An 18104-nucleotide genomic window follows, 5' to 3' on the forward strand; every position below is an offset into this window, starting at 1 on the left:
AACCCGACCGACGGCACTTACCATGGCAGTCATGACCACAGCCCCCGCCACCTCGGCCGACCCTGCCGACCCGCTGATAGCCGCCGAGGACGGGGGAGGGGTGCTCAGCGCGCCCTACCGGGCGCTGACCCTGGGGATCGTCTCGGTGGTCCTGTTGCTCGCCTTCGAGGCCACCGCGGTGAACACCGCGATGCCGGTGGCGGCCCGTCAGCTGCACGGTCTGGGCCTGTACGCCTTCGCCTTCTCCGGCTACTTCACCAGCACGCTGTTCGCGATGGTGCTCTCCGGCGAGTGGTGCGACCGGCGCGGGCCGCTGCTGCCGCTCCTCGCGGGGATCGGGGTGTTCGGCGCCGGGCTGGTGGTGGCCGGTACCGCCGCCGGGATGTGGATCTTCGTCGCGGGCCGGGCGGTGCAGGGGCTGGGCGGCGGGCTGGTGATCGTCGCGCTGTACGTGGTGGTCGGCCGGGCGTTCCCGGAGCGGCTGCGGCCGTCCGTCTTCGCGGCCTTCTCGGCGGCCTGGGTGCTGCCGTCGATCGTCGGCCCGGTGCTCTCCGGCGCGGTGACCCAGCACCTCGGCTGGCGTTGGGTCTTCCTCTCCGTGCCGATGCTGATCGTGCTCCCGCTGGCGGTGATGGGCCCGGCGTTGCGCCGGGCCGAGCGGGCCCAGCCGGCCAGCCCCGGCGGCGCGCTGGACGGGCGGCGGATCGGGCTGGCCGCGATGGCCGCGCTGGGGGCCGGGCTGTTGCAGTACGCCGGTCAGAGGCTGGACCTGCTCGGGCTGCTGCCCGCGCTGGCCGGGGCCGGGCTGCTCTTCCCCGCCGTACGGCGACTGCTCCCCGCCGGCACGCTGCGCGCGGCGCGCGGGCTGCCCACGCTGATCCTGCTGCGCGGGGTGGCGGCCGGGGCGTTCTTCGCCACCGAGGCGTTCATCCCGCTGATGATGGTGGTGCAGCGGCACCTCTCGCCGACCCTGGCCGGCCTCACCCTCACCAGCGGCGGCCTCTCCTGGGCCCTGGGCTCCTGGTTGCAGGGCCGGCCGGCGGCCGAGCGGCGTCGCGAGGCGCTGATCCGGCTCGGCTTCGGCTGCACCGCGGCGGCCATCGCGGGCGCGGCGCTGGTGCTGCTCCCGGCGGCGCCGACCTGGACCGCCGCGGCGGCCTGGGCGGTCGGCGGGATGGGCATGGGCCTGTCCATCGCCAGCATCAGCGTGCTGATGATGAAGCTCTCGCCGCCCGAGGCGGCCGGCGTCAACTCGGCCTCGTTGCAGATGTCCGACGCGCTCGGCAACGTGCTGCTGGTCGGGCTGGCCGGGGTGCTGTTCTCGGCGTTGGGCGGCGGCGCGGTCCCCGCTGTGGCGACCGGCGGCGCGGGGGCCGGGGCACGGGGCGCGTTCGCGGTGATCTTCGGCGTGATGGCCTGCGTCGCGCTGCTGGGGGCGGTGCTGGCGGGCCGGGTCCGGCCGCGGGTCACCGGCTGACCACGGTGTTCGCGCGGAAATGCGACGCGCGACTGATGGACAGATCGCCCGTCCGGCGGTACATCTGGCGCCTGCCCTCCGGTCCTGGCCGGAAGGGCGGTTCTGTCGAGTCGGCGGAGGAGGGCCGATGTCCATACCAACCTCACCGCCCGGCGGCCCGGACGAGCCGCGGCCCGTCCGGCCGCCCGCCGGTGACGCCGAGTGGGAGCGCTTCCGGGCGGCCTTCACCGCCGAGTCGGTGCGGACCGCCCCGCTGGTGGAGCCCTCCGCCCGGGCCCGGACGCTGGCGGCCCGGGACCACCGCGGCCCGGGGCCCGCGGGCCGGACGGTGGCGACGCCGGGTCCGCGCCCCGCGTCCGGGCGGCTGGCCCGGGTCCGTGACCTGCTGGTGGCCACCGCCACCGCCACCCTGGTACTGGGGGCGCTGGCCACCGGCGCTCCGCTCGGCGGGGCGCCGGACGGCAGGGGCAGCCGGAGCGCGGCCGCCGGCCACCCGGCCTCGGCCGTGCCGCCGGCCTCGCCGGGCGTGTCCACGGGACCGGCGGTGACCGCCGCGCCGGTGACCGCCACCCGCGCCAGTCCGTTCGCCGGCTCGCCGGCCGAGAGCTGGCCGGAGGGACGGGCGGGCCTGACGCCACCGCCCGCCAGGGCGGTGGGGAGACTGACCGCCGAGCAGGTCGGGGCGGCGACCGCGCGGGTGCGCGACTTCCTGGCCGCCGCGAACCTGGACCCGGCCACCCTGGCGGGCGGTCCGCCGACCGTCGCGCTCGGCATGCTGCGGCCGGACTCGCCGCTGTACCAGCAGCTGACCCGGCACCTGGCGGACCACGCCGACGGCGGCGGGGACGAGGTGTTCACCCGCTTCGACCCGGCGGTGGCCGCGCCGGTACCGGACGGGGTGCGGGTCAGCGGGCGGATGGAGGTGACCGACGACCAACTGGGCGGCCTGCTGGTGACCGCCGACTACACCTTCGCGTACGCCCTCAGCCGGCCGGCGGCCACGGCCTCGGACGCACCACCGGCCGAGGTGGCGCGGACCGTGGTGCGGCGGGTGATCACCGTGGCGTTCCCGGCGGACGGCGGGGATCCGGCCGGCTCGGCCGGTCTGGACGTCGCCGCCTGGGACTTCACCATCGCCAACTCCGCCTGCGATGCAGAGGCCGGCCTGCTGCGGCCGGCCTTCCCCTCCGACCCGGCGCCGACCGCGGCGCCGACCGCGGCGTCGAAGCGGCCGGTGGCCGATCCGTACGACCGCAGTGGCGCGATCCCGCATAGCGCGGAGGTGGTGTGCGACCGGGCCGGGACCTGAAGGGTGCCCGGGCGGCGGGTCAGGAGTCGGCGCGGCGGCGGCGCAGCCGCAGGGCGGTGGCTGCGGCGGCGGTGATCATCAGGGAGGCGCCGGCGACGGTCTCCCGGACGTCGGGGCCGGTGCTGCCGCCGACCCCGGCGTGGCTCGCGCCGCTCGGGCCGCCGCCTTTGGAGTACTCGCCGCTGCCGGTGTAGCCCTTGCCGTTGCTGTTGCCGCCGCCTTTGGAGTACTCGCCGCTGCCGGTGTAACCCTTGCCGTTGCCGTTGCCGTTGCCGTTGCCGTTGACGCCGCCGCCGTTGCCGTTGCCGTTGACGCCGCCGCCGTTGCCGTTGCCGTTGACGCCGCCGCCGTTGCCGTTGCCGTTGACGCCGCCGCCGGCGCCGCCGCCGTTGACGCCGCCGCCGGCGCCGCCGCCGTTGACGCCGCCGCCGGCGACGCCGTTGCCGTTGACGCCGTTGCCGTTGACGCCGTTGCCGTTGACGCCGCCGCCGTTGACGCCGCCGCCGGTGTAGCCCTTGCCGTCGTCGTTGCCGTTGCCAACGCCGTTGGGGTTCTTGCCGTCGCCGTTGCCGCTGTCGCGGACCGTCAAGGCGCCGGCGGCCTGGCCCTTGCCGCCGTCGAGGAGCGAGATCCGGCCGCCCGGGGCGAGCGAGTCGGGTTGGACGACGACCAGGCCGGCCGCCGTTGCGGGGCCGGCCGCACCGAGGGCTGCGGCCACGGTGAGGATGCCCCCGGCGACGAAGTGACGAGCGCGCATGCTGGTCCTCCCGGGACCCGGTCACGGGGTATCCCCGTGGACGAACCGCGTCCTGCTGCTCCAGGGGTACGCGGTGGGCGGCCGGGCCGCATGCCGAGCGGGCGCCGGACGGGCCGGGAAACCCTGGTCCACCTGGGGTGATGGCCTGCCGCTCGGAGTGACGCCGATCGGGTTAATCGCCCGGTGTGCGCGGGCGCGGGGAGTCCAGGCCCTAGTGGCCGGCGAGGAACTTCGACCAGCCGACCGCCGGGGCCTCGCCGGGGCCCAGGCTCTGCAGCTTGCGCAGCACCGCCGGGTCCTGCGCCTCCAGCCAGGCGATCAGCTGGCGGAACGAGACCAGGCGGACGTCCGGCTTGCCGGCGATGGTCTTGAGCACCTCCTCCACGGCGTTCATGTAGATCCCGCCGTTCCACTCCTCGAAGTGGTTGCCGATGTACATCGGCGCCCGGTTGCTCCGGTAGGCGCGCTCGAAGCCGGCCAGGTAGGAATCCCGGGCCTGGAGCTGGAAGGCCGCGTACTTGGCGGGATCGGCCTTGGTGTTCTCGCCGGACTGGTTGAACATGATGTTGTAGTCCATCGAGAGCACCTGGAAGGTGTGCCCGGGGAACGGGATGGACTGCAGCGGGAAGTCCCAGAGGGCGCCGCCCTGGATCTTCTGCGGCCAGACCTGGACCCCGCCCGAGCCGCTGGCGTCGTACTTCCAGCCGCGCGCCACCGCGGTGGGCAGCAGGTTGCGCTGGCCCTCCAGGCACGGGGTGCGGCCGCCGATCAGCTCCTTGGCGTAGTCGAACGGCAGTGCGGGCTGGTCGGTGAAGCCGCCGTTGCTCTTCCAGTGCGTGACGAAGCTGATGGCCTGTTCGATCTCGCTGTCCCACTCCTCGGGCGACCACTGGCCGACCCCGGTGGGGCCGCAGAAGTGGCCGTTGAAGTGGGTGCCGATCTCGTGGCCGTCCAGCCAGGCGGCGCGGACCTGGGTGAGGGTGTCCAGGATGTGCTGGTCGCTCAGGTAGCCGATCTCGGAGGCGCCGACCGGGTGCTGCGGCGGGTGGTAGAGGTCCTTCTTCGACTCGGGCAGCACGTAGAGCCCGCTGAGGAAGAAGGTCATCCCGGCGTTGTGGTCCTTGGCGAGCTTGCGGAACCGGGAGAACAGCCTGTTGTCCAGCTCGCCCGCGCCGTCCCAGGAGAAGACGACGAACTGGGGCGGCTGTTGGCCCGGTTCGAGTGGCTCGGGGACCGGTTGGTTGGGTTGCGGGCCGGTGTCGGAGGTCGAGCCGTCGCCGATCAGGGTGGTCTCGGGCTTGACGGGGACGGCGCCGGGTGGCGCGCCCGAGGCGCCGCCGTGGCCGTGGTGCGGAACCGAGGCCGGGTCGATGGCGTCGGACCTGGCGGGGGTGCCGGGGCGCGCGCACCCGGTGGCGACCGTGGCGGCGCCGGCGGCACCGGCCGCCAGCAGAGTCCGGCGGGAGAGAGCATCCATGATCCCTCGACCTTCCTGATATTCCTGTTGACCGATTGTCTGCTGATTATCCGTTATGACTGATTTGTCCCACAGCATGGCACGAGAGCCAACAAGTGAGGGGGAGGGATCGGCCGGATCAACCGTCCGGCGCAGGCTGCTCGCGCGTCGGGTCGCGCACCCTGGTGAGCAGGCGTCAGATGGAGCGATGGCCGTGGCCCGGGGCCGTGGCGGGAGGGGACGGGACCGATGGCGGAGTCGCTGCGGGTCAGCTTCCAGGACCGGATCGTGGCCTCGGGGCGGGAACCGCTCCTCCTCCTGCTGCTCGGCCTGATCGCGTCCTTCCTCTTCATCCGGTTCAGCGTGCGGATGATCCGGCGCGGGACCCCGTGGTGGCCGGGCAACGTGACGCCCGGCGGCCTGCACATCCACCACGTCGTCTTCGGGCAGGCGCTGATGCTGGTCGCCGGCGTCGGCGCGTTCACCGTGCGCAGCGAGGCCGGGGTGCCGCGCGACGTGCTGGCGGTCGCCTTCGGGGTCGGCTGCGGCCTGGTGCTGGACGAGTTCGCGCTGGTGCTGCACCTGGAGGACGTCTACTGGAGTGAGCAGGGCCGCAAGTCGGTGGACGCGGTGATCCTCGCGGTGGCGATGATCGGACTGCTGCTGGTCGGGGCGCCGCCGCTGGGCGGGCTGACCGGACGGCCATCGGCCGGTCAGCTGGTCGGCGCGGCACTGCTGCTGATCCTGGTGACGATCAGTCTGCTCAAGGGCAAGCTGTGGACCGGCCTGCTCGGCGTGATGGTGGCGCCGCTTGCGGTGGTCGGGGCGATCCGGCTGGCCCGGCCGCAGAGCCCGTGGGCGCGCTGGCGCTACCGCAGCCGTCCCAAGCGGCTGGCCCGGGCCGAACGGCGGGAGGCCCGGGTGCACCAGCGGCTGATGGTGGCCAAGGCCGCCGCCTACAACCTGCTGGCCGGGGCGCCGGACGTGGTCGTGCCGGCGGAGACCGGGCCGGTGGCGGTGCCGGCCGGGGCGCGGGTCGAGGAGCGGGCCCCGGAGCCTGTCGCGGCGCCGGCCGAGGTGCGGGAGCGCGCCCGTTCGCTGCCGGGCTGGCGGCTGCGCTGTGCGACCGCGGCCGAGTGGTACCTGCGGATCGCCGCGCTGGTCAACCTGGTTGCCGGGCTGGTCGCGCCGTTCCGGCAGCGGGTGGACCAGATCAACAGCGGGCAGTTCTTCACCCCGGTGCTGGTCACCGCCGGGTTCACCGCGGCGCTCTTCGCCGCGCTGCTGGCGGTGATGCTGCGCCGGCGCAAGCGGGCGGCCTGGATCGTGGCCACCCTGGTGGTCGCGGCCTACGCGGCGCTCTTCCTGCTCGCCCTGGCCACCCTGCCGGCGGACCGGCGGCACCCGTTCAACTGGGTCTCCGCCGTCCTCACCGCGCTGGTGCTGGCCTTCCTGCTGGCGAGCCGCCCGGCCTTCCACGCCCGCGGTGAGCGCGGCAACATCCTGCTGGGGATCGCCGTGCTGCTGCTCGGCGGGGCCCTGGTCGCCTCGATCGGCGCGCTGCTGATCCACGTCACCGCCACCGCGCCGCAGGTCGGTTGGGGCGAGTGCTTCCGGTACGCGCTGCTGCGGCTGTTCACCGTCTCCGGCTTCGGCGAGGAGGTGCCGCAGGTCACCGTGGACCGCTGGGCCGACCTGAGCATCAACGTGCTGGGGGCGGCGCTCTTCCTGCTCGTGCTGCGGGTCTTCTTCCGCTCGCCGCGCGGCCGGGTGCACCTCGGGCCGGCGGACGAGCAGCGGCTGCGGGCGCTGCTGGAACGGCACGGCGGGCGCGACTCGCTCGGCTACTTCGCGCTGCGCCGCGACAAGTCGGTCTGCTGGTCGCCCTCCGGCAAGGCGGCGGTGCTCTACCGGGTGGTCAACGGTGTCGCGCTCGCCTCCGGCGACCCGATCGGCGACCCGGAGGCCTGGCCGCAGGCGATCGAGGCCTGGCGGGCCACCGCGCGGGCCAACGCCTGGATCCCGGCCGTCACCGGCGCCGGCGAGCAGGCCGGCACCGCGTACCAGCGCACCGGGCTGAAGGCGCTGGAGTTCGGCGACGAGGCCGTCGTGGAGACCGAGGGGTTCAGCCTGCACGGCCGCAGCATGCGGACCCTGCGGCAGACCCGTGGACGGGTCGGCCGGGCCGGCTACCACGTCCTGATCCGCCGGCACCGGGACGTGCCGGCGGAGGAGCTGGCCCGGCTGCGCCACCTCGCCGACGCCTGGCGGCACGGGCGGACCGAGCGCGGCTTCAGCATGGCGCTGGGCCGGCTCGGCGACCCGGCGGACGGCGACTGCCTGCTGGTCGAGTGCCGTGACGAGCACGAGCGCACCTGCGCGCTGCTCAGCTTCGTCCCGTGGGGCGCGCACGGCCTCTCGCTCGACCTGATGCGGCGGGACCGCGAGTCGGACAACGGGCTCGTCGAGTTCATGATCACCGAGCTGCTGCTGGCGGCGGCTGCCGGGAGGATCCAGGTGACCCGGATCTCGCTCAACTTCGCGATGTTCCGGTACGTCTTCGAGGCCGGCGCCAAGCTGGGGGCCGGGCCGGTGCTGCGGCTGTCACGGACCGTGCTGCGGTTCCTCTCCCGGTGGTGGCAGCTGGAGTCGCTGTACCGGGCCAACGCCAAGTACCAGCCGGAGTGGCAGCCGCGGTTCCTGCTCTACGACAAGTCGTCCGAGCTGCTGAGCGTCGCGGTCGCCAACGGGCTCGCGGAGGGGTTCCTGACCAGGCCGCGGCTGCCCGGTACGCGGCCTCACCCGTCCGGCGGCGCAGCCGGTGCGGCCGGCGCGGGGGAGGGTTTGGCTGGTCAGCGGGGCTGATGGGGGTCGGGCCGAACCGATGGGAGTGCGCGTGAGCGGACAGAGCGGTCGCCGGCTGGGCACACCGGCGCTGGCCGCGGCGCTGGTGCTGGGCGCCTGGCTGGTGCACGACGGCAGCACGGGCGGCCTGCCGCCCACCCCGTCCGTCGCCGAGGCCCTGGGTGCCGGGCCGTCCCGGCACGCGCTGACCGGCATCCCGATGAAGGCCTCCGCCCCGACCCGGATCCGGATCCCGGCACTCGACGTGGACGCCCCGGTGACCGGCGTCGGTCTGGACACCGGGGGGCACCTGGCCACCCCGCCGGACGACCAGCGCAACCTGGCCGGCTGGTACCGGGACGGCGTGACACCCGGGCAGACCGGTACCGCGCTGCTGGTCGGGCACGTGGACATCGCGAGCGGACCGGCCGTCTTCTACGGGTTGGGCGCCCTGCACCGCGGCGACCGGATCGACGTGGCCCGGCGGGACGGCAGCACCGCGTACTTCCTCGCCGACGCCATCGAGGTGTACCCCAAGACCGCCTTCCCCGACCGGCAGGTCTTCGGGCAGGCCCGCGACCCCGAGCTGCGCCTGATCACCTGCGGCGGCGGCTACACCGAGGGCGAGGGCTACCGGGGCAACGTGGTGGTCTACGCCCACCTGACCGGCAGCCGACGGTCGTAGCGGGAGCGCATCCGCGCTCGCCCCCCCGGCCCGAGGAGTCCTCAGCGCAGCAGTTCCGCGAGGGCGCGGTCGGGGTCGAGGTGCTGGTGCTCCCGGCCCTCGGGGACGGCCAGGTGGCTGCGCCACAGGAAGCGCCGCAGTTCCAGCGCGCCGAACCGGAGCAGCGCCACCCCCTCGGGGGCGTGCAACTCGATCAGGACGTGCCGCCCGTGCGAGGGCCGGAGCCGTACGTCGCCGAGCCCGGACGGCAGCTCCAGCCCGGCCGCCAGCAGCTGCCGGGCGAAGACCCACTCGACGCCTTCCGGCCCGTCCGCCCCGACCGGTCCGGTCGGCTCGTCCAGCGAGTACTCGGCGGGGAAGAGCAGCCGGACCGCCAGCGGATCCGCCGCCCGGTAGCGCAGCGTCACCCGCAGCTCGGCCGAGGCGCGGGTGGAGAGGATCAGACTGGCGGGCACGACCTGCTCGACGACGGCGCTGGGCACGGGGCCTCCTCGGCTGGGAACGGCGGTGGGGCTTTCGGGGGAGGAGAGCGCGCGGGGGGCGGACTCTTACGCCGGTCGCGCGTGGCGCGGGAGTGATCCCGGTCACGTCGTCCCGAAGCGGCCGGGCGGCCCGTGTCGGGCCTCGGGGGAGAGGGCGGCCCGGTAGGCTAGGCGGGTTGTCCGACCGCCGTCCGCCTGCCGGGTGGGTCGATGTTACGGCCCTGACCTGCGACGATCCCTCTGGGAGACCGTGAGTACTGCCGCCTCTTCCGCCATGTCGCCGCTCTTCTCGGATGCCGCCGAGCCGCAGGCGCCGGTGCGCGCCACCGCCGGCCCGGCCGGCTCCCACCACCTCTCCCCGGCCTTCCCCGGCCGTGCCCCGTGGGGAACCGCGGGCAAGCTGCGGGCCTGGCAGCAGGGGGCGCTGGACAAGTACATCGAGAAGCAGCCGCGGGACTTCCTGGCCGTCGCGACCCCCGGCGCCGGGAAGACCACCTTCGCCCTCACCCTGGCCTCGTACCTGCTGCACAACCACCTGGTGCAGCAGGTCACCGTGGTCGCGCCGACCGAGCACCTGAAGAAGCAGTGGGCCGAGGCCGCGGCCCGGATAGGCATCCGGCTGGACCCGGCCTACTCGTCGGGTCCGCTGTCCCGGGACTACCACGGCATCGTGGTGACCTACGCGGGCGTCGGGGTCAACCCGATGCTGCACCGCAACCGCACCGAGGCCCGCAAGACCCTGGTGATCATGGACGAGATCCACCACGCCGGTGACTCGAAGTCCTGGGGCGAGGCCTGCTTCGAGGCGTTCGAGCCGGCCACCCGGCGGCTCGCGCTGACCGGGACGCCGTTCCGCTCGGACACCAACCCGATCCCGTTCGTCCAGTACGCCGAGGACACCGACGGGCTGCGGAAGTCGGTCGCCGACTACACCTACGGCTACGGCCACGCGCTCGCCGACCACGTCGTCCGCCCGGTGATCTTCCTCTCCTACAGCGGCAACATGCGCTGGCGCACCAAGTCCGGCGACGAGCTGGAGGCACGGCTCGGCGAGCCGATGACCAAGGACCTGATCGCCCAGGCCTGGCGCACCGCGCTGGCCCCGCAGGGCGAGTGGATCCCGAACGTGCTGCGCGCCGCCGACAAGCGGCTCACCGAGGTCCGCAAGGCGATCCCGGACGCCGGCGGCCTGGTGATCGCCAGCGACCAGACCGCCGCCCGGGCCTACGCCAAGCAGATCCGCGAGATCACCGGGCACAAGGCGACCCTGGTGCTCTCCGACGAGACCGAGGCGTCCCAGCGGATCTCCGACTTCTCGGCCGGTGACGACCGCTGGATGGTCGCGGTCCGGATGGTGTCCGAGGGCGTCGACGTCCCGCGCCTGGCCGTCGGCGTCTACGCCACCTCGATCTCCACCCCGCTCTTCTTCGCGCAGGCGGTCGGCCGCTTCGTGCGGGCCCGCAAGCGCGGTGAGACGGCGTCGGTCTTCCTGCCCTCGGTGCCGATGCTGCTCGGCTTCGCCAACGAGATGGAGCTGCAGCGCGACCACGTGCTGGACCGCCCGAAGAAGGAGGGCGAGGAGGGCCTCTTCGACGAGGAGGACCGGCTGCTCGCCGAGGCCGAGCAGGCCAACGACGGCCCGGACGGCGCCGGCGGCGAGGAGTTCAGCTACGAGGCGCTGGGCTCGGACGCGGTCTTCGACCGGGTGCTCTACAACGCCATGGAATTCGGCATGCAGGCGCACCCGGGCAGCGAGGAGGAGGAGGACTACCTCGGCATCCCGGGCCTGCTGGAGCCGGACCAGGTGCACATGCTGCTGCAGAAGCGCCAGCACCGGCAGATCCAGCGCTCCAAGACCAGGCCGGCCGAGGAGGCCGACCTGCTCGAACTCCCCGCCGACCAGCGCCCGGTGGTGACCCACCAGGAGCTGCGCGAGCTGCGCAAGGAGCTGAACACGCTGGTCGCGGCCTGGCACCACCGCACCAACCAGCCGCACGGGACCATCCACAACGAGCTGCGCCGGGAGTGTGGCGGCCCGCTGACCGCGCAGGCCACCGCCAACCAGTTGAAGGCCCGGATCGCCCGGGTCAAGGAGTGGGCCGCCCGTTGAGCCGTGGCGCCCGGCGGCGGTTGTCCGAACTCCGGACGGCCGCCGCCGCCGCGGCCGTCCGGCCGCCGTGGGAATAGTGGCTATTGCCGGAATTCGTCCGAATCGGAGATACCGATCATGACCGAATTTTGGACAACCACTTCCGCCCGGGCGAATCAGTTACTACTTTTCCCCCACGCGCTCTCGAAGGCACGACCTCCGAACGGAGTGCTGAGGGGCCGCGTGTGCCAATGACGACGCAGCCGGTCCTCCCGCGTCCATCACCCCTGCGCGCGACACTCCGCCAAGGCCCCGGCAGCCCGCCGGCGCCGATGGTCGCCGCGGAAAGGAATGCGTGTCGTGACCGCCGAGACCTCCCAGACCCTTGACCGCGGCGTGCGGGTGCTCAAGCTGCTCGCCGACTCCGAGCGCGGCCTGACGGTGACCGAGCTGGCCGCCCGGCTCGCCGTCAACCGCACCGTCGTCTACCGGCTGCTGGCCACCCTGGAACAGCACGGCCTGGTCCGGCGCGACACAGGCGGCCGGGCCCGGGTGGGCCTCGGCGTGCTGCGGCTCGCGCACCGGGTGCACCCGCTGCTCCGGGAGGCCGCGCTGCCCGCGCTGCGCAGCCTGGCCGAGGACCTCGGCGCGACCGCGCACCTGACCCTGGTGGACGGCAGCGAGGCGCTGGCGGTCGCGGTGGTCGAGCCGAGCTGGACCGACTTCCACGTCGCGTACCGGACCGGGCTGCGCCACCCGCTGGACGAGAGCGCGGCCGGCCGGGCCATCCTGGAGGCCCGCAACTTCCCCAACCAGCGCCGCCCCGAACAGGGGTTCGTGATCACTCGGGCGGAGGAGCAGTCCGGCGCCAGCGGGGCCGCCGCCGCGCTGCTCGGGCTGAGCGGGATCGAGGGCAGCGTCGGCGTGGTGATGCTCAACGGGTTGGTGCCCGAGCGGGTCGGACCGCGGGTGGTGGAGGCGGCCACCGAGGTGGCGGACGCCCTGCGCTGATCCGGTCCGCGCTGGTCCGCGCTGGTCCGCGCGCGGCGCGGGTGTGTGCCGGTGTGTTTGGATGCCCTTGTGTCTGTCGCCTCGAAGCCCGAAGCCGCCGCCGAGCCGCCGGCCGCCCGGAAGCCGTCCGTGTTCACCCCCAGGCGCCGGGCGTTGGCGCTGTGCGCCGTCGTGCTGGCCGGGTTCCTCGCGGTGTCGACGGCCGTCGCGCTGCCCTACACCCGCACCTGGCCGGGCGACACCGCCAACGCGCTCGGCAGCTACGAGGGCGCCCGGGTGCTCAGCATCACCGGGGCGCCGGTGCGGCAGACCACCGGGGCGCTGCGGGTGGTGACGATCAGGGCGGACGGGCCGACGGTGTCGATCAGCCTGGAGCAGGCGCTGGCCGCCTGGCTGAACCCGAAGGTGGCCGTGCTGCCGCGGGAGGCGGTCTACCCGCAGACCAACGCGACCCAGGCGAACCAGGTCAGCGCCCAGCAGATGACCCAGGCACAGGACAGCGCGATCACGGCGGCGCTGAACTACCTGCACCTCTCGCCGGACCAGGTCAAGGTCTCGGTGGACCTGGGCGACATCGGCGGGCCCAGTGGCGGTCAGATGATGAGCCTGGCGATCATCGACAAGCTGGTCGGCGACGGCAGGGGCGGGGACCTGACCGGCGGCCGCAACATCGCGGGCACCGGCACCATCGACGACAACGGTTCCATCGGCGCGGTCGGCGGGGTCGCGCTGAAGACCTGGGCGGCGGCCCGGGACGGCGCCACGGTGTTCCTGGTGCCGCGTGCCGAGTGCTCGGACGCCAAGGTGAACACCCCGCCCGGGCTGCGGCTGGTCCCGGTGAACACGTTGGGCGACTCGCTGAGCGCGCTCGGGGAGCTGGAGCACGGCGGGACCGTCCCGAGCTGCTGAGGCCGGTCAGGGCTCGGCCGTCGCCGCGCCCTCGGCGGCCGCCTGGGCGACCAGCGGCAGCACCCGGTACGGCACCGGGTTCTCCAGCGCGATCGCGGTGGACGCCCGGACGATCCCGTCGAAGCCGACCACCCGGTCGATCACCCGTTGCAGGTCGGCGTTGGACCGGGCGACGATCCGGCAGAGCATGTCGCCCTGGCCGGTGATGGTGTGCAGCTCCAGCACCTCGGGGACGCCCGCCAGGTGCGTGCGGACGTCCGCGCCCTGCCCCTGCGAGATCTCCAGGGTGGCGAACGCGGTGACCGGGTAGCCCAGCGCGGCCGGCTCCACCTCGGGCCCGAAGCCGCCGATCACCCCGCGGGCCTGCAGCCGGTCCAGCCGGGCCTGCACGGTGCCGCGGGCCACCTGGAGCCGGCGCGAGCACTCCAGCACGCCGATCCTCGGCTCCTCGGCCAGCAGCGCGATCAGCCGGCCGTCCAGCGGGTCGATGGGGGAGCGTGTCGGGGTGGTCATCCTGGCCTCGCTCTCACTGGGCAACGCGCGCGGGTCCGCGCACTGGGCGATGCACCGGGCGGATCGCTGGGCAATGTGTACAGCACGCCCCGGTATTGTCCGGCCGGACGGCACAGCTTGACCAGAGCAATCCGGAACAGTTGCGCAACGAGGTGATCGGGCCGACGCTCTCCCCACAGCAACCCCGTGGGCCGGGCCCCACACCGAGCCGCGGGGTCAACGCCCCACACCCGGGGGCGCGTCGAGGTCCCACGCCCTACAGGGAGGCCGTCATGACCGATACCGCCGCTCAGTCCGTCCCCGCGCACGCGGGCAAGGCCGATCCCTTCCCGGTGAAGGGGATGGACGCGGTCGAGTTCGCCGTGGGCAACGCCAAGCAGGCCGCGCACTACTACTCCACCGCCTTCGGGATGCGCTGCGTCGCGTACGCCGGCCCGGAGACCGGCTCCCGCGAGCTGGCCTCGTACGTCCTGGAGTCGGGCGGCGCCCGGTTCGTCTTCACCTCCGTGGTCAAGGCGAGCAGCGAGCGCGGCCGGTTCCTGGACCAGCACGTCGCCGAGCACGGTGACGGTGTGGTCGACCTCGCCATCGAAGTGCCGGACGTCTACGCCGCGTACGAGTACGCGGTCGCCCACGGTGCGACCGGCCTGGCCGCGCCGCACGAGGTGAAGGACGAGCACGGCACCGTGGTGCTGGCCGCGATCGCCACCTACGGGCAGACCCGGCACACCCTGGTGGACCGCTCCGGCTACGCTGGCCCCTACCTGCCCGGCTACGTGGCCCGCGAGCCGATCGTCGAGCCGGTGAAGAAGCGCAACTTCCAGGCCATCGACCACTGCGTGGGCAACGTCGAGCTCGGCAGGATGAACGAGTGGGTCGAGTTCTACAACCGGGTCATGGGCTTCACCAACATGAAGGAGTTCGTCGGCGACGACATCGCCACCGAGTACTCCGCACTGATGTCCAAGGTGGTCGCCGACGGCACCCGCAAGGTGAAGTTCCCGCTCAACGAGCCGGCCATCGCCAAGAAGAAGTCGCAGATCGACGAGTACCTGGAGTTCTACGGCGGCCCGGGCGTCCAGCACATCGCGCTGGCCACCAACGACATCGTGCACACGGTGCGGCAGATGCGGGCGGCGGGCGTGGAGTTCCTGGACACCCCGGACAGCTACTACGACACGCTCGGCGAGTGGGTCGGCGACACCCGGGTGCCGATCGAGGAGCTGCGCGAGCTGAAGATCCTGGCCGACCGCGACGAGGACGGCTACCTGCTGCAGATCTTCACCAAGCCGGTGCAGGACCGGCCGACCGTCTTCTTCGAGATGATCGAGCGGCACGGCTCGATGGGCTTCGGCAAGGGCAACTTCAAGGCGCTCTTCGAGGCGATCGAGCGCGAGCAGGAGAGGCGCGGCAACCTGTAACGGCTGCCCGCCACGCCGCGGCCCCGGGTCCCGTCCGACCCGGGGCCGCGTGCGGTCCGGGGCCTCGGGGCCTGTCTGGGGGATCCTTCCGGGCCGCGAGGAGAGCCGCCGGACAGGCCCTAACGGACCACGGTCTGCACGGCCGGCGGGTGGCCGTTCCAGGTCACGTAGACCGAGTCGGCGTCGTCGCCACGGGAGAAGTCGATCCGGAGCCACTCGTCGCCGTGCCAGACCTGCATCTGCCAGCCGCCGTCGGGCGCGGCCGAGACCAGGTCGGCGGAGTCCGTGCCCATGTCCAGGGCCACCCGGCCGCCGGGCACCAGGTAGCTGTGCACCGCGGTCGGGTCGGGCGACTGACCGTCCGGGATGCCCGGGTCGTCCGGATCCCCGGGATCGCCGGGGAAGAACGGATCGTCGGGGCCGTCGGGATCGTCCGGGGTGGCGGTGCCGGTGGCACCGGGGACCGGGGACTGACTGACGGTCGGGCTCGGGGACTCCGTCGGGCCCGGCGGCCGGCCGCCGGTGGCGGACGGGCCGGGCGCCGGCGGGCTCGGGGCGGCGGGGTGGCCGACACCGTCGGCCGGCCGCCCCGGCTCCGGGCCGGCACCGCGCCGGGCGGGCGGGGAGGACGGCTTGGCCGGAGTCGGCCCACCGGCCGTCGCCGACACCGCGACGCCCAGGCTCTGCACCGCCACGGAGGGCAGCGGTAGCGTCCGGGCCGGCCCGAACGCGGAGTCGGAGAGCACGCTGCTGACGCCCAGCCAGGACAGCAGCACCGCGGCGCCGGTGGCCGCGGCCCAGGCGCCCGTCTGAACCAGTCCGCTTCGCATCGTCCACCCATCCTGCCGCATCGTCGAAGCGTCAGGACGGGCACCCCGGGGGGCCGGGACGGGCTTCCTGGGAAAATCCTGGATGCCGTAGCGTGCAGGGCCATGGCAACTGTGCTCGTCGTCGAGGACGACCCGCTCGTACGCTCCGCCCTGATCCGGCACCTGGCCGAGTCCGGTCACGCGGTCCGCAGCGTCGGCACGGCGCTGGAGGCGCTGCGCGAGGTCGCCCAGGTCGGCTGCGACCTGGTGATCCTCGACCTCGGACTGCCCGACCTGGACGGCGGCGAGGCGCTGAAGATGATCCGCGGGGTCACCAACGTCCCGGTGATCGTCTCCACCGCGCGGGACGACGAGGCCGAGATCGTCCGGCTGCTCAACGACGGCGCGGACGACTACCTGGTCAAGCCGTTCTCCGGGGAGCACCTGACGGCCCGGATGGCCGCGGTGCTGCGCCGGCTCGGCGCCGCCGGCCCGGTCGCTCCCACGCCACTGCTGCGGGTCGGCGGGCTGGCGATCGACGTCCAACGGCGGGAGGCCGAACTGGACGGAAAGCCGCTCGACCTGACCCGCCGCGAGTTCGACCTGCTGGCCTTCCTGGCCGCCCGGCCCGGCGTGGTGGTGCCGCGCCGGGAGATCCTGGCCGAGGTCTGGCGGCAGACCTACGGCGGTGACCAGACCATCGACGTGCACCTCTCCTGGCTGCGCCGCAAGCTCGGCGAGACCGCCTCCAACCCGCGCTACCTCTACACCGTGCGCGGCGTCGGCGTCCGGCTGGAGCCGCCGGCCCCGGCCGGCCTGGAGCCGCGGCCGTGAGAGCGGCCGGTGAGCCGGCCCGGGGCGGCGAGTCGCTGCGCTGGGCGCTGGTCAAGGCGGCGGTGGCCGGCACCACCATGGTGGCGCTGGCCTTCCTCATCCCGCTCGGGCTGATGGTGCAGAAGACCGCCCGCGAGCGGTCCTTCATGCAGGCCGACCGGCAGGCCGCCGCGCTCGGCCCGGCGCTGGCGATCACCACCGACCAGGGTGCGCTGGCCCGGGCGGTGGCCAGCACGGACGCGGGTGCCCGGGGGCGGATCGCGGTCCACCTGCCGGCGCCGAAGGCCGCCGGGCCGCTGGTGGCGAGTACGGCGGGCGGCCCGGGCACCCCGGCCCCGGCCGCCGGGCCGGCCGCGCCCGGACCGGTGATCGGCCAGGCCCGGGCGGCCGGCCCGGAGGTCGCCCGGGCGAGCGGCGAGGGGCGTTCGCTGACCGTCCGGGTGCCGGGCGGCTACGCCCTGCTGCAGCCGGTGGCGGTGGACACCACCCGGACCGCCGTGGTCGAGGTGTACGTCGCCGACGGCGACCTGACCCGCGGCGTGCGGACCGCCTGGCTGGTGCTCTCGCTGGTCGCGCTCGGCCTGGTGGCGATCGCGGTGCTGGTGGCCGACCGGATGGGCGCCCGGCTGGTCGCCTCGGCCCGCCGGCTGGCCGCCGCCGCCCGCTCGCTGGGCGCCGGCGACCTGGCCGTCCGGCTCCCGGTGGACGGGCCGCGGGCCGAGGGCAGCCCGGCCGAGCTGCGGGAGGCCGCGGCGGCGTTCAACGCGATGGCCGACCGGGTGGTGCACCTGCTGGCCGCCGAGCGTGAGCTGGCCGCCGACCTGTCGCACCGGCTGCGCACCCCGCTCACCGTGCTGCGGCTGAACGCCGCCTCGCTCGGCGAGGGCGACGCCGCCGAGGCGACCCGGCACGCGGTCTCCCAGCTGGAGCGCGAGGTGGACCAGATCATCCGCTCGGCCCGCCGGGCGCCGGCCGTGGGCCCCGCGGTCGCGGTGCGCTGCGACGCCGCCGAGGTGATCCGGGACCGGGTCGCCTTCTGGTCCGCGTTGGCCGAGGACGAGGACCGGGCCTGGCAGCTCTCCGGGGCCCGGGCACCGACTCCGGTCCCGGTCCCGCGAGCCGACCTGGCCGCCGCGCTGGACGCGCTGCTCGGCAACGTCTTCCGGCACACCGCGATGGGCACCGCGTTCTCGGTGGACGTGCTCGCCACCGAGAACGCGGTGACCGTGCTGGTCGGCGACGCCGGACCGGGATTCGCCGACCCGGCGGCGGCGCTGCGGCGCGGCGGCGGCGAGGGCGGCCCGGGCTCGACCGGGCTCGGCCTGGACATCGCCCGCAAGCTCGCCGAGGCCACCGGCGGTGACCTGGCGCTCGGCCGCTCGGAGGGGCTCGGCGGAGCGGAGATCCGACTGCGGCTGGGCACCGGAGGCGGCGCCCCGCCGGCCCCGGCCCGCCGGCTGGGCCGCGGCCGTGGGCGGAACGTGACGGGCGGTAGGGGACGGTGATCG

General features: G+C 74.4%; 15 protein-coding genes. 10 read left to right on the forward strand and 5 right to left on the reverse strand.

Annotated features, from left to right (window positions below; genetic code table 11):
* Nucleotides 1–31 precede the first annotated feature (31 nt).
* Together ACZ38L_RS17230 and ACZ38L_RS17235 are read left to right on the forward strand one after the other, a co-directional pair.
* Nucleotides 32–1477 (forward strand): MFS transporter, encoded by a 1446-nt coding sequence (locus tag ACZ38L_RS17230; RefSeq protein WP_465693980.1) that lies wholly within the window; start codon nucleotides 32–34, stop codon nucleotides 1475–1477.
* 127 nt (nucleotides 1478–1604) lie between these two features.
* Nucleotides 1605–2786, forward strand: a complete 1182-nt coding sequence (locus ACZ38L_RS17235) for a hypothetical protein (RefSeq protein ID WP_465693981.1) — start codon at nucleotides 1605–1607, stop codon at nucleotides 2784–2786.
* A gap of 19 nt (nucleotides 2787–2805) precedes the next feature.
* Here the strand turns inward: ACZ38L_RS17235 and ACZ38L_RS17240 are convergent, their stop codons facing one another.
* Both ACZ38L_RS17240 and ACZ38L_RS17245 read right to left on the reverse strand, forming a co-directional pair.
* Nucleotides 2806–3543, reverse strand: coding sequence for a hypothetical protein (locus tag ACZ38L_RS17240; RefSeq protein ID WP_465693982.1), 738 nt, complete (start codon nucleotides 3541–3543; stop codon nucleotides 2806–2808).
* A gap of 211 nt (nucleotides 3544–3754) precedes the next feature.
* Nucleotides 3755–5020, reverse strand: coding sequence for a polysaccharide deacetylase family protein (locus ACZ38L_RS17245; protein WP_465693983.1), 1266 nt, complete (start codon nucleotides 5018–5020; stop codon nucleotides 3755–3757).
* Nucleotides 5021–5248: 228 nt separating this feature from the next.
* Here ACZ38L_RS17245 and ACZ38L_RS17250 point away from each other — a divergent pair, with 228 nt between their 5' ends.
* Complete coding sequence (locus tag ACZ38L_RS17250) at nucleotides 5249–7864, forward strand: phosphatidylglycerol lysyltransferase domain-containing protein (protein WP_465693984.1); 2616 nt, start codon at nucleotides 5249–5251, stop codon at nucleotides 7862–7864.
* A 19-nt stretch (nucleotides 7865–7883) separates the two neighbouring features.
* Nucleotides 7884–8528: a class F sortase gene (locus ACZ38L_RS17255; protein ID WP_465693985.1), complete on the forward strand. Its 645-nt coding sequence runs from the start codon at nucleotides 7884–7886 to the stop codon at nucleotides 8526–8528.
* Between the two features lie 41 nt (nucleotides 8529–8569).
* Here ACZ38L_RS17255 and ACZ38L_RS17260 read toward each other — a convergent pair whose 3' ends face one another.
* A complete protein-coding gene (locus ACZ38L_RS17260) occupies nucleotides 8570–9010 on the reverse strand; it encodes an SsgA family sporulation/cell division regulator (protein ID WP_465693986.1) in 441 nt (146 codons plus the stop codon).
* A gap of 274 nt (nucleotides 9011–9284) precedes the next feature.
* Between ACZ38L_RS17260 and ACZ38L_RS17265 the strand changes: the two genes are divergently transcribed.
* The 3 genes from ACZ38L_RS17265 to ACZ38L_RS17275 all read left to right on the forward strand — a co-directional run bounded on the left by ACZ38L_RS17265 (nucleotide 9285) and on the right by ACZ38L_RS17275 (nucleotide 13019).
* Entirely contained in the window at nucleotides 9285–11120 is a 1836-nt protein-coding gene (locus tag ACZ38L_RS17265) for a DEAD/DEAH box helicase (RefSeq protein ID WP_465694019.1), read from the forward strand.
* A gap of 339 nt (nucleotides 11121–11459) precedes the next feature.
* Entirely contained in the window at nucleotides 11460–12110 is a 651-nt protein-coding gene (locus ACZ38L_RS17270; protein ID WP_465693987.1) for an IclR family transcriptional regulator, read from the forward strand.
* 69 nt (nucleotides 12111–12179) lie between these two features.
* On the forward strand, nucleotides 12180–13019 hold the full coding sequence (locus ACZ38L_RS17275; RefSeq protein WP_465693988.1) for a S16 family serine protease: 840 nt from the start codon (nucleotides 12180–12182) through the stop codon (nucleotides 13017–13019).
* 6 nt (nucleotides 13020–13025) lie between these two features.
* On the opposite strand, the gene ACZ38L_RS17280 is transcribed toward ACZ38L_RS17275, so the two are convergent.
* Nucleotides 13026–13532, reverse strand: a complete 507-nt coding sequence (locus ACZ38L_RS17280; protein WP_465693989.1) for an Lrp/AsnC family transcriptional regulator — start codon at nucleotides 13530–13532, stop codon at nucleotides 13026–13028.
* A 272-nt stretch (nucleotides 13533–13804) separates the two neighbouring features.
* Between ACZ38L_RS17280 and hppD the strand changes: the two genes are divergently transcribed.
* The gene (gene hppD / locus ACZ38L_RS17285) at nucleotides 13805–14953 is read left to right on the forward strand and encodes a 4-hydroxyphenylpyruvate dioxygenase (RefSeq protein WP_465693990.1); all 1149 of its coding nucleotides are present in this window, start codon (nucleotides 13805–13807) and stop codon (nucleotides 14951–14953) included.
* A gap of 119 nt (nucleotides 14954–15072) precedes the next feature.
* Here the strand turns inward: hppD and ACZ38L_RS17290 are convergent, their stop codons facing one another.
* Nucleotides 15073–15783 (reverse strand): hypothetical protein, encoded by a 711-nt coding sequence (locus ACZ38L_RS17290; protein ID WP_465693991.1) that lies wholly within the window; start codon nucleotides 15781–15783, stop codon nucleotides 15073–15075.
* Nucleotides 15784–15885: 102 nt separating this feature from the next.
* On the opposite strand from ACZ38L_RS17290, the gene ACZ38L_RS17295 reads away from it, so the two are divergent.
* Both ACZ38L_RS17295 and ACZ38L_RS17300 read left to right on the forward strand, forming a co-directional pair.
* Nucleotides 15886–16596 (forward strand): response regulator transcription factor, encoded by a 711-nt coding sequence (locus ACZ38L_RS17295; RefSeq protein WP_465693992.1) that lies wholly within the window; start codon nucleotides 15886–15888, stop codon nucleotides 16594–16596.
* 35 nt (nucleotides 16597–16631) lie between these two features.
* Complete coding sequence (locus ACZ38L_RS17300; RefSeq protein ID WP_465694020.1) at nucleotides 16632–18101, forward strand: sensor histidine kinase; 1470 nt, start codon at nucleotides 16632–16634, stop codon at nucleotides 18099–18101.
* The last annotated feature ends 3 nt before the right edge of the window (nucleotides 18102–18104 follow it).

It is taken from the genome of Kitasatospora sp. NPDC024654 (assembly GCF_055559155.1).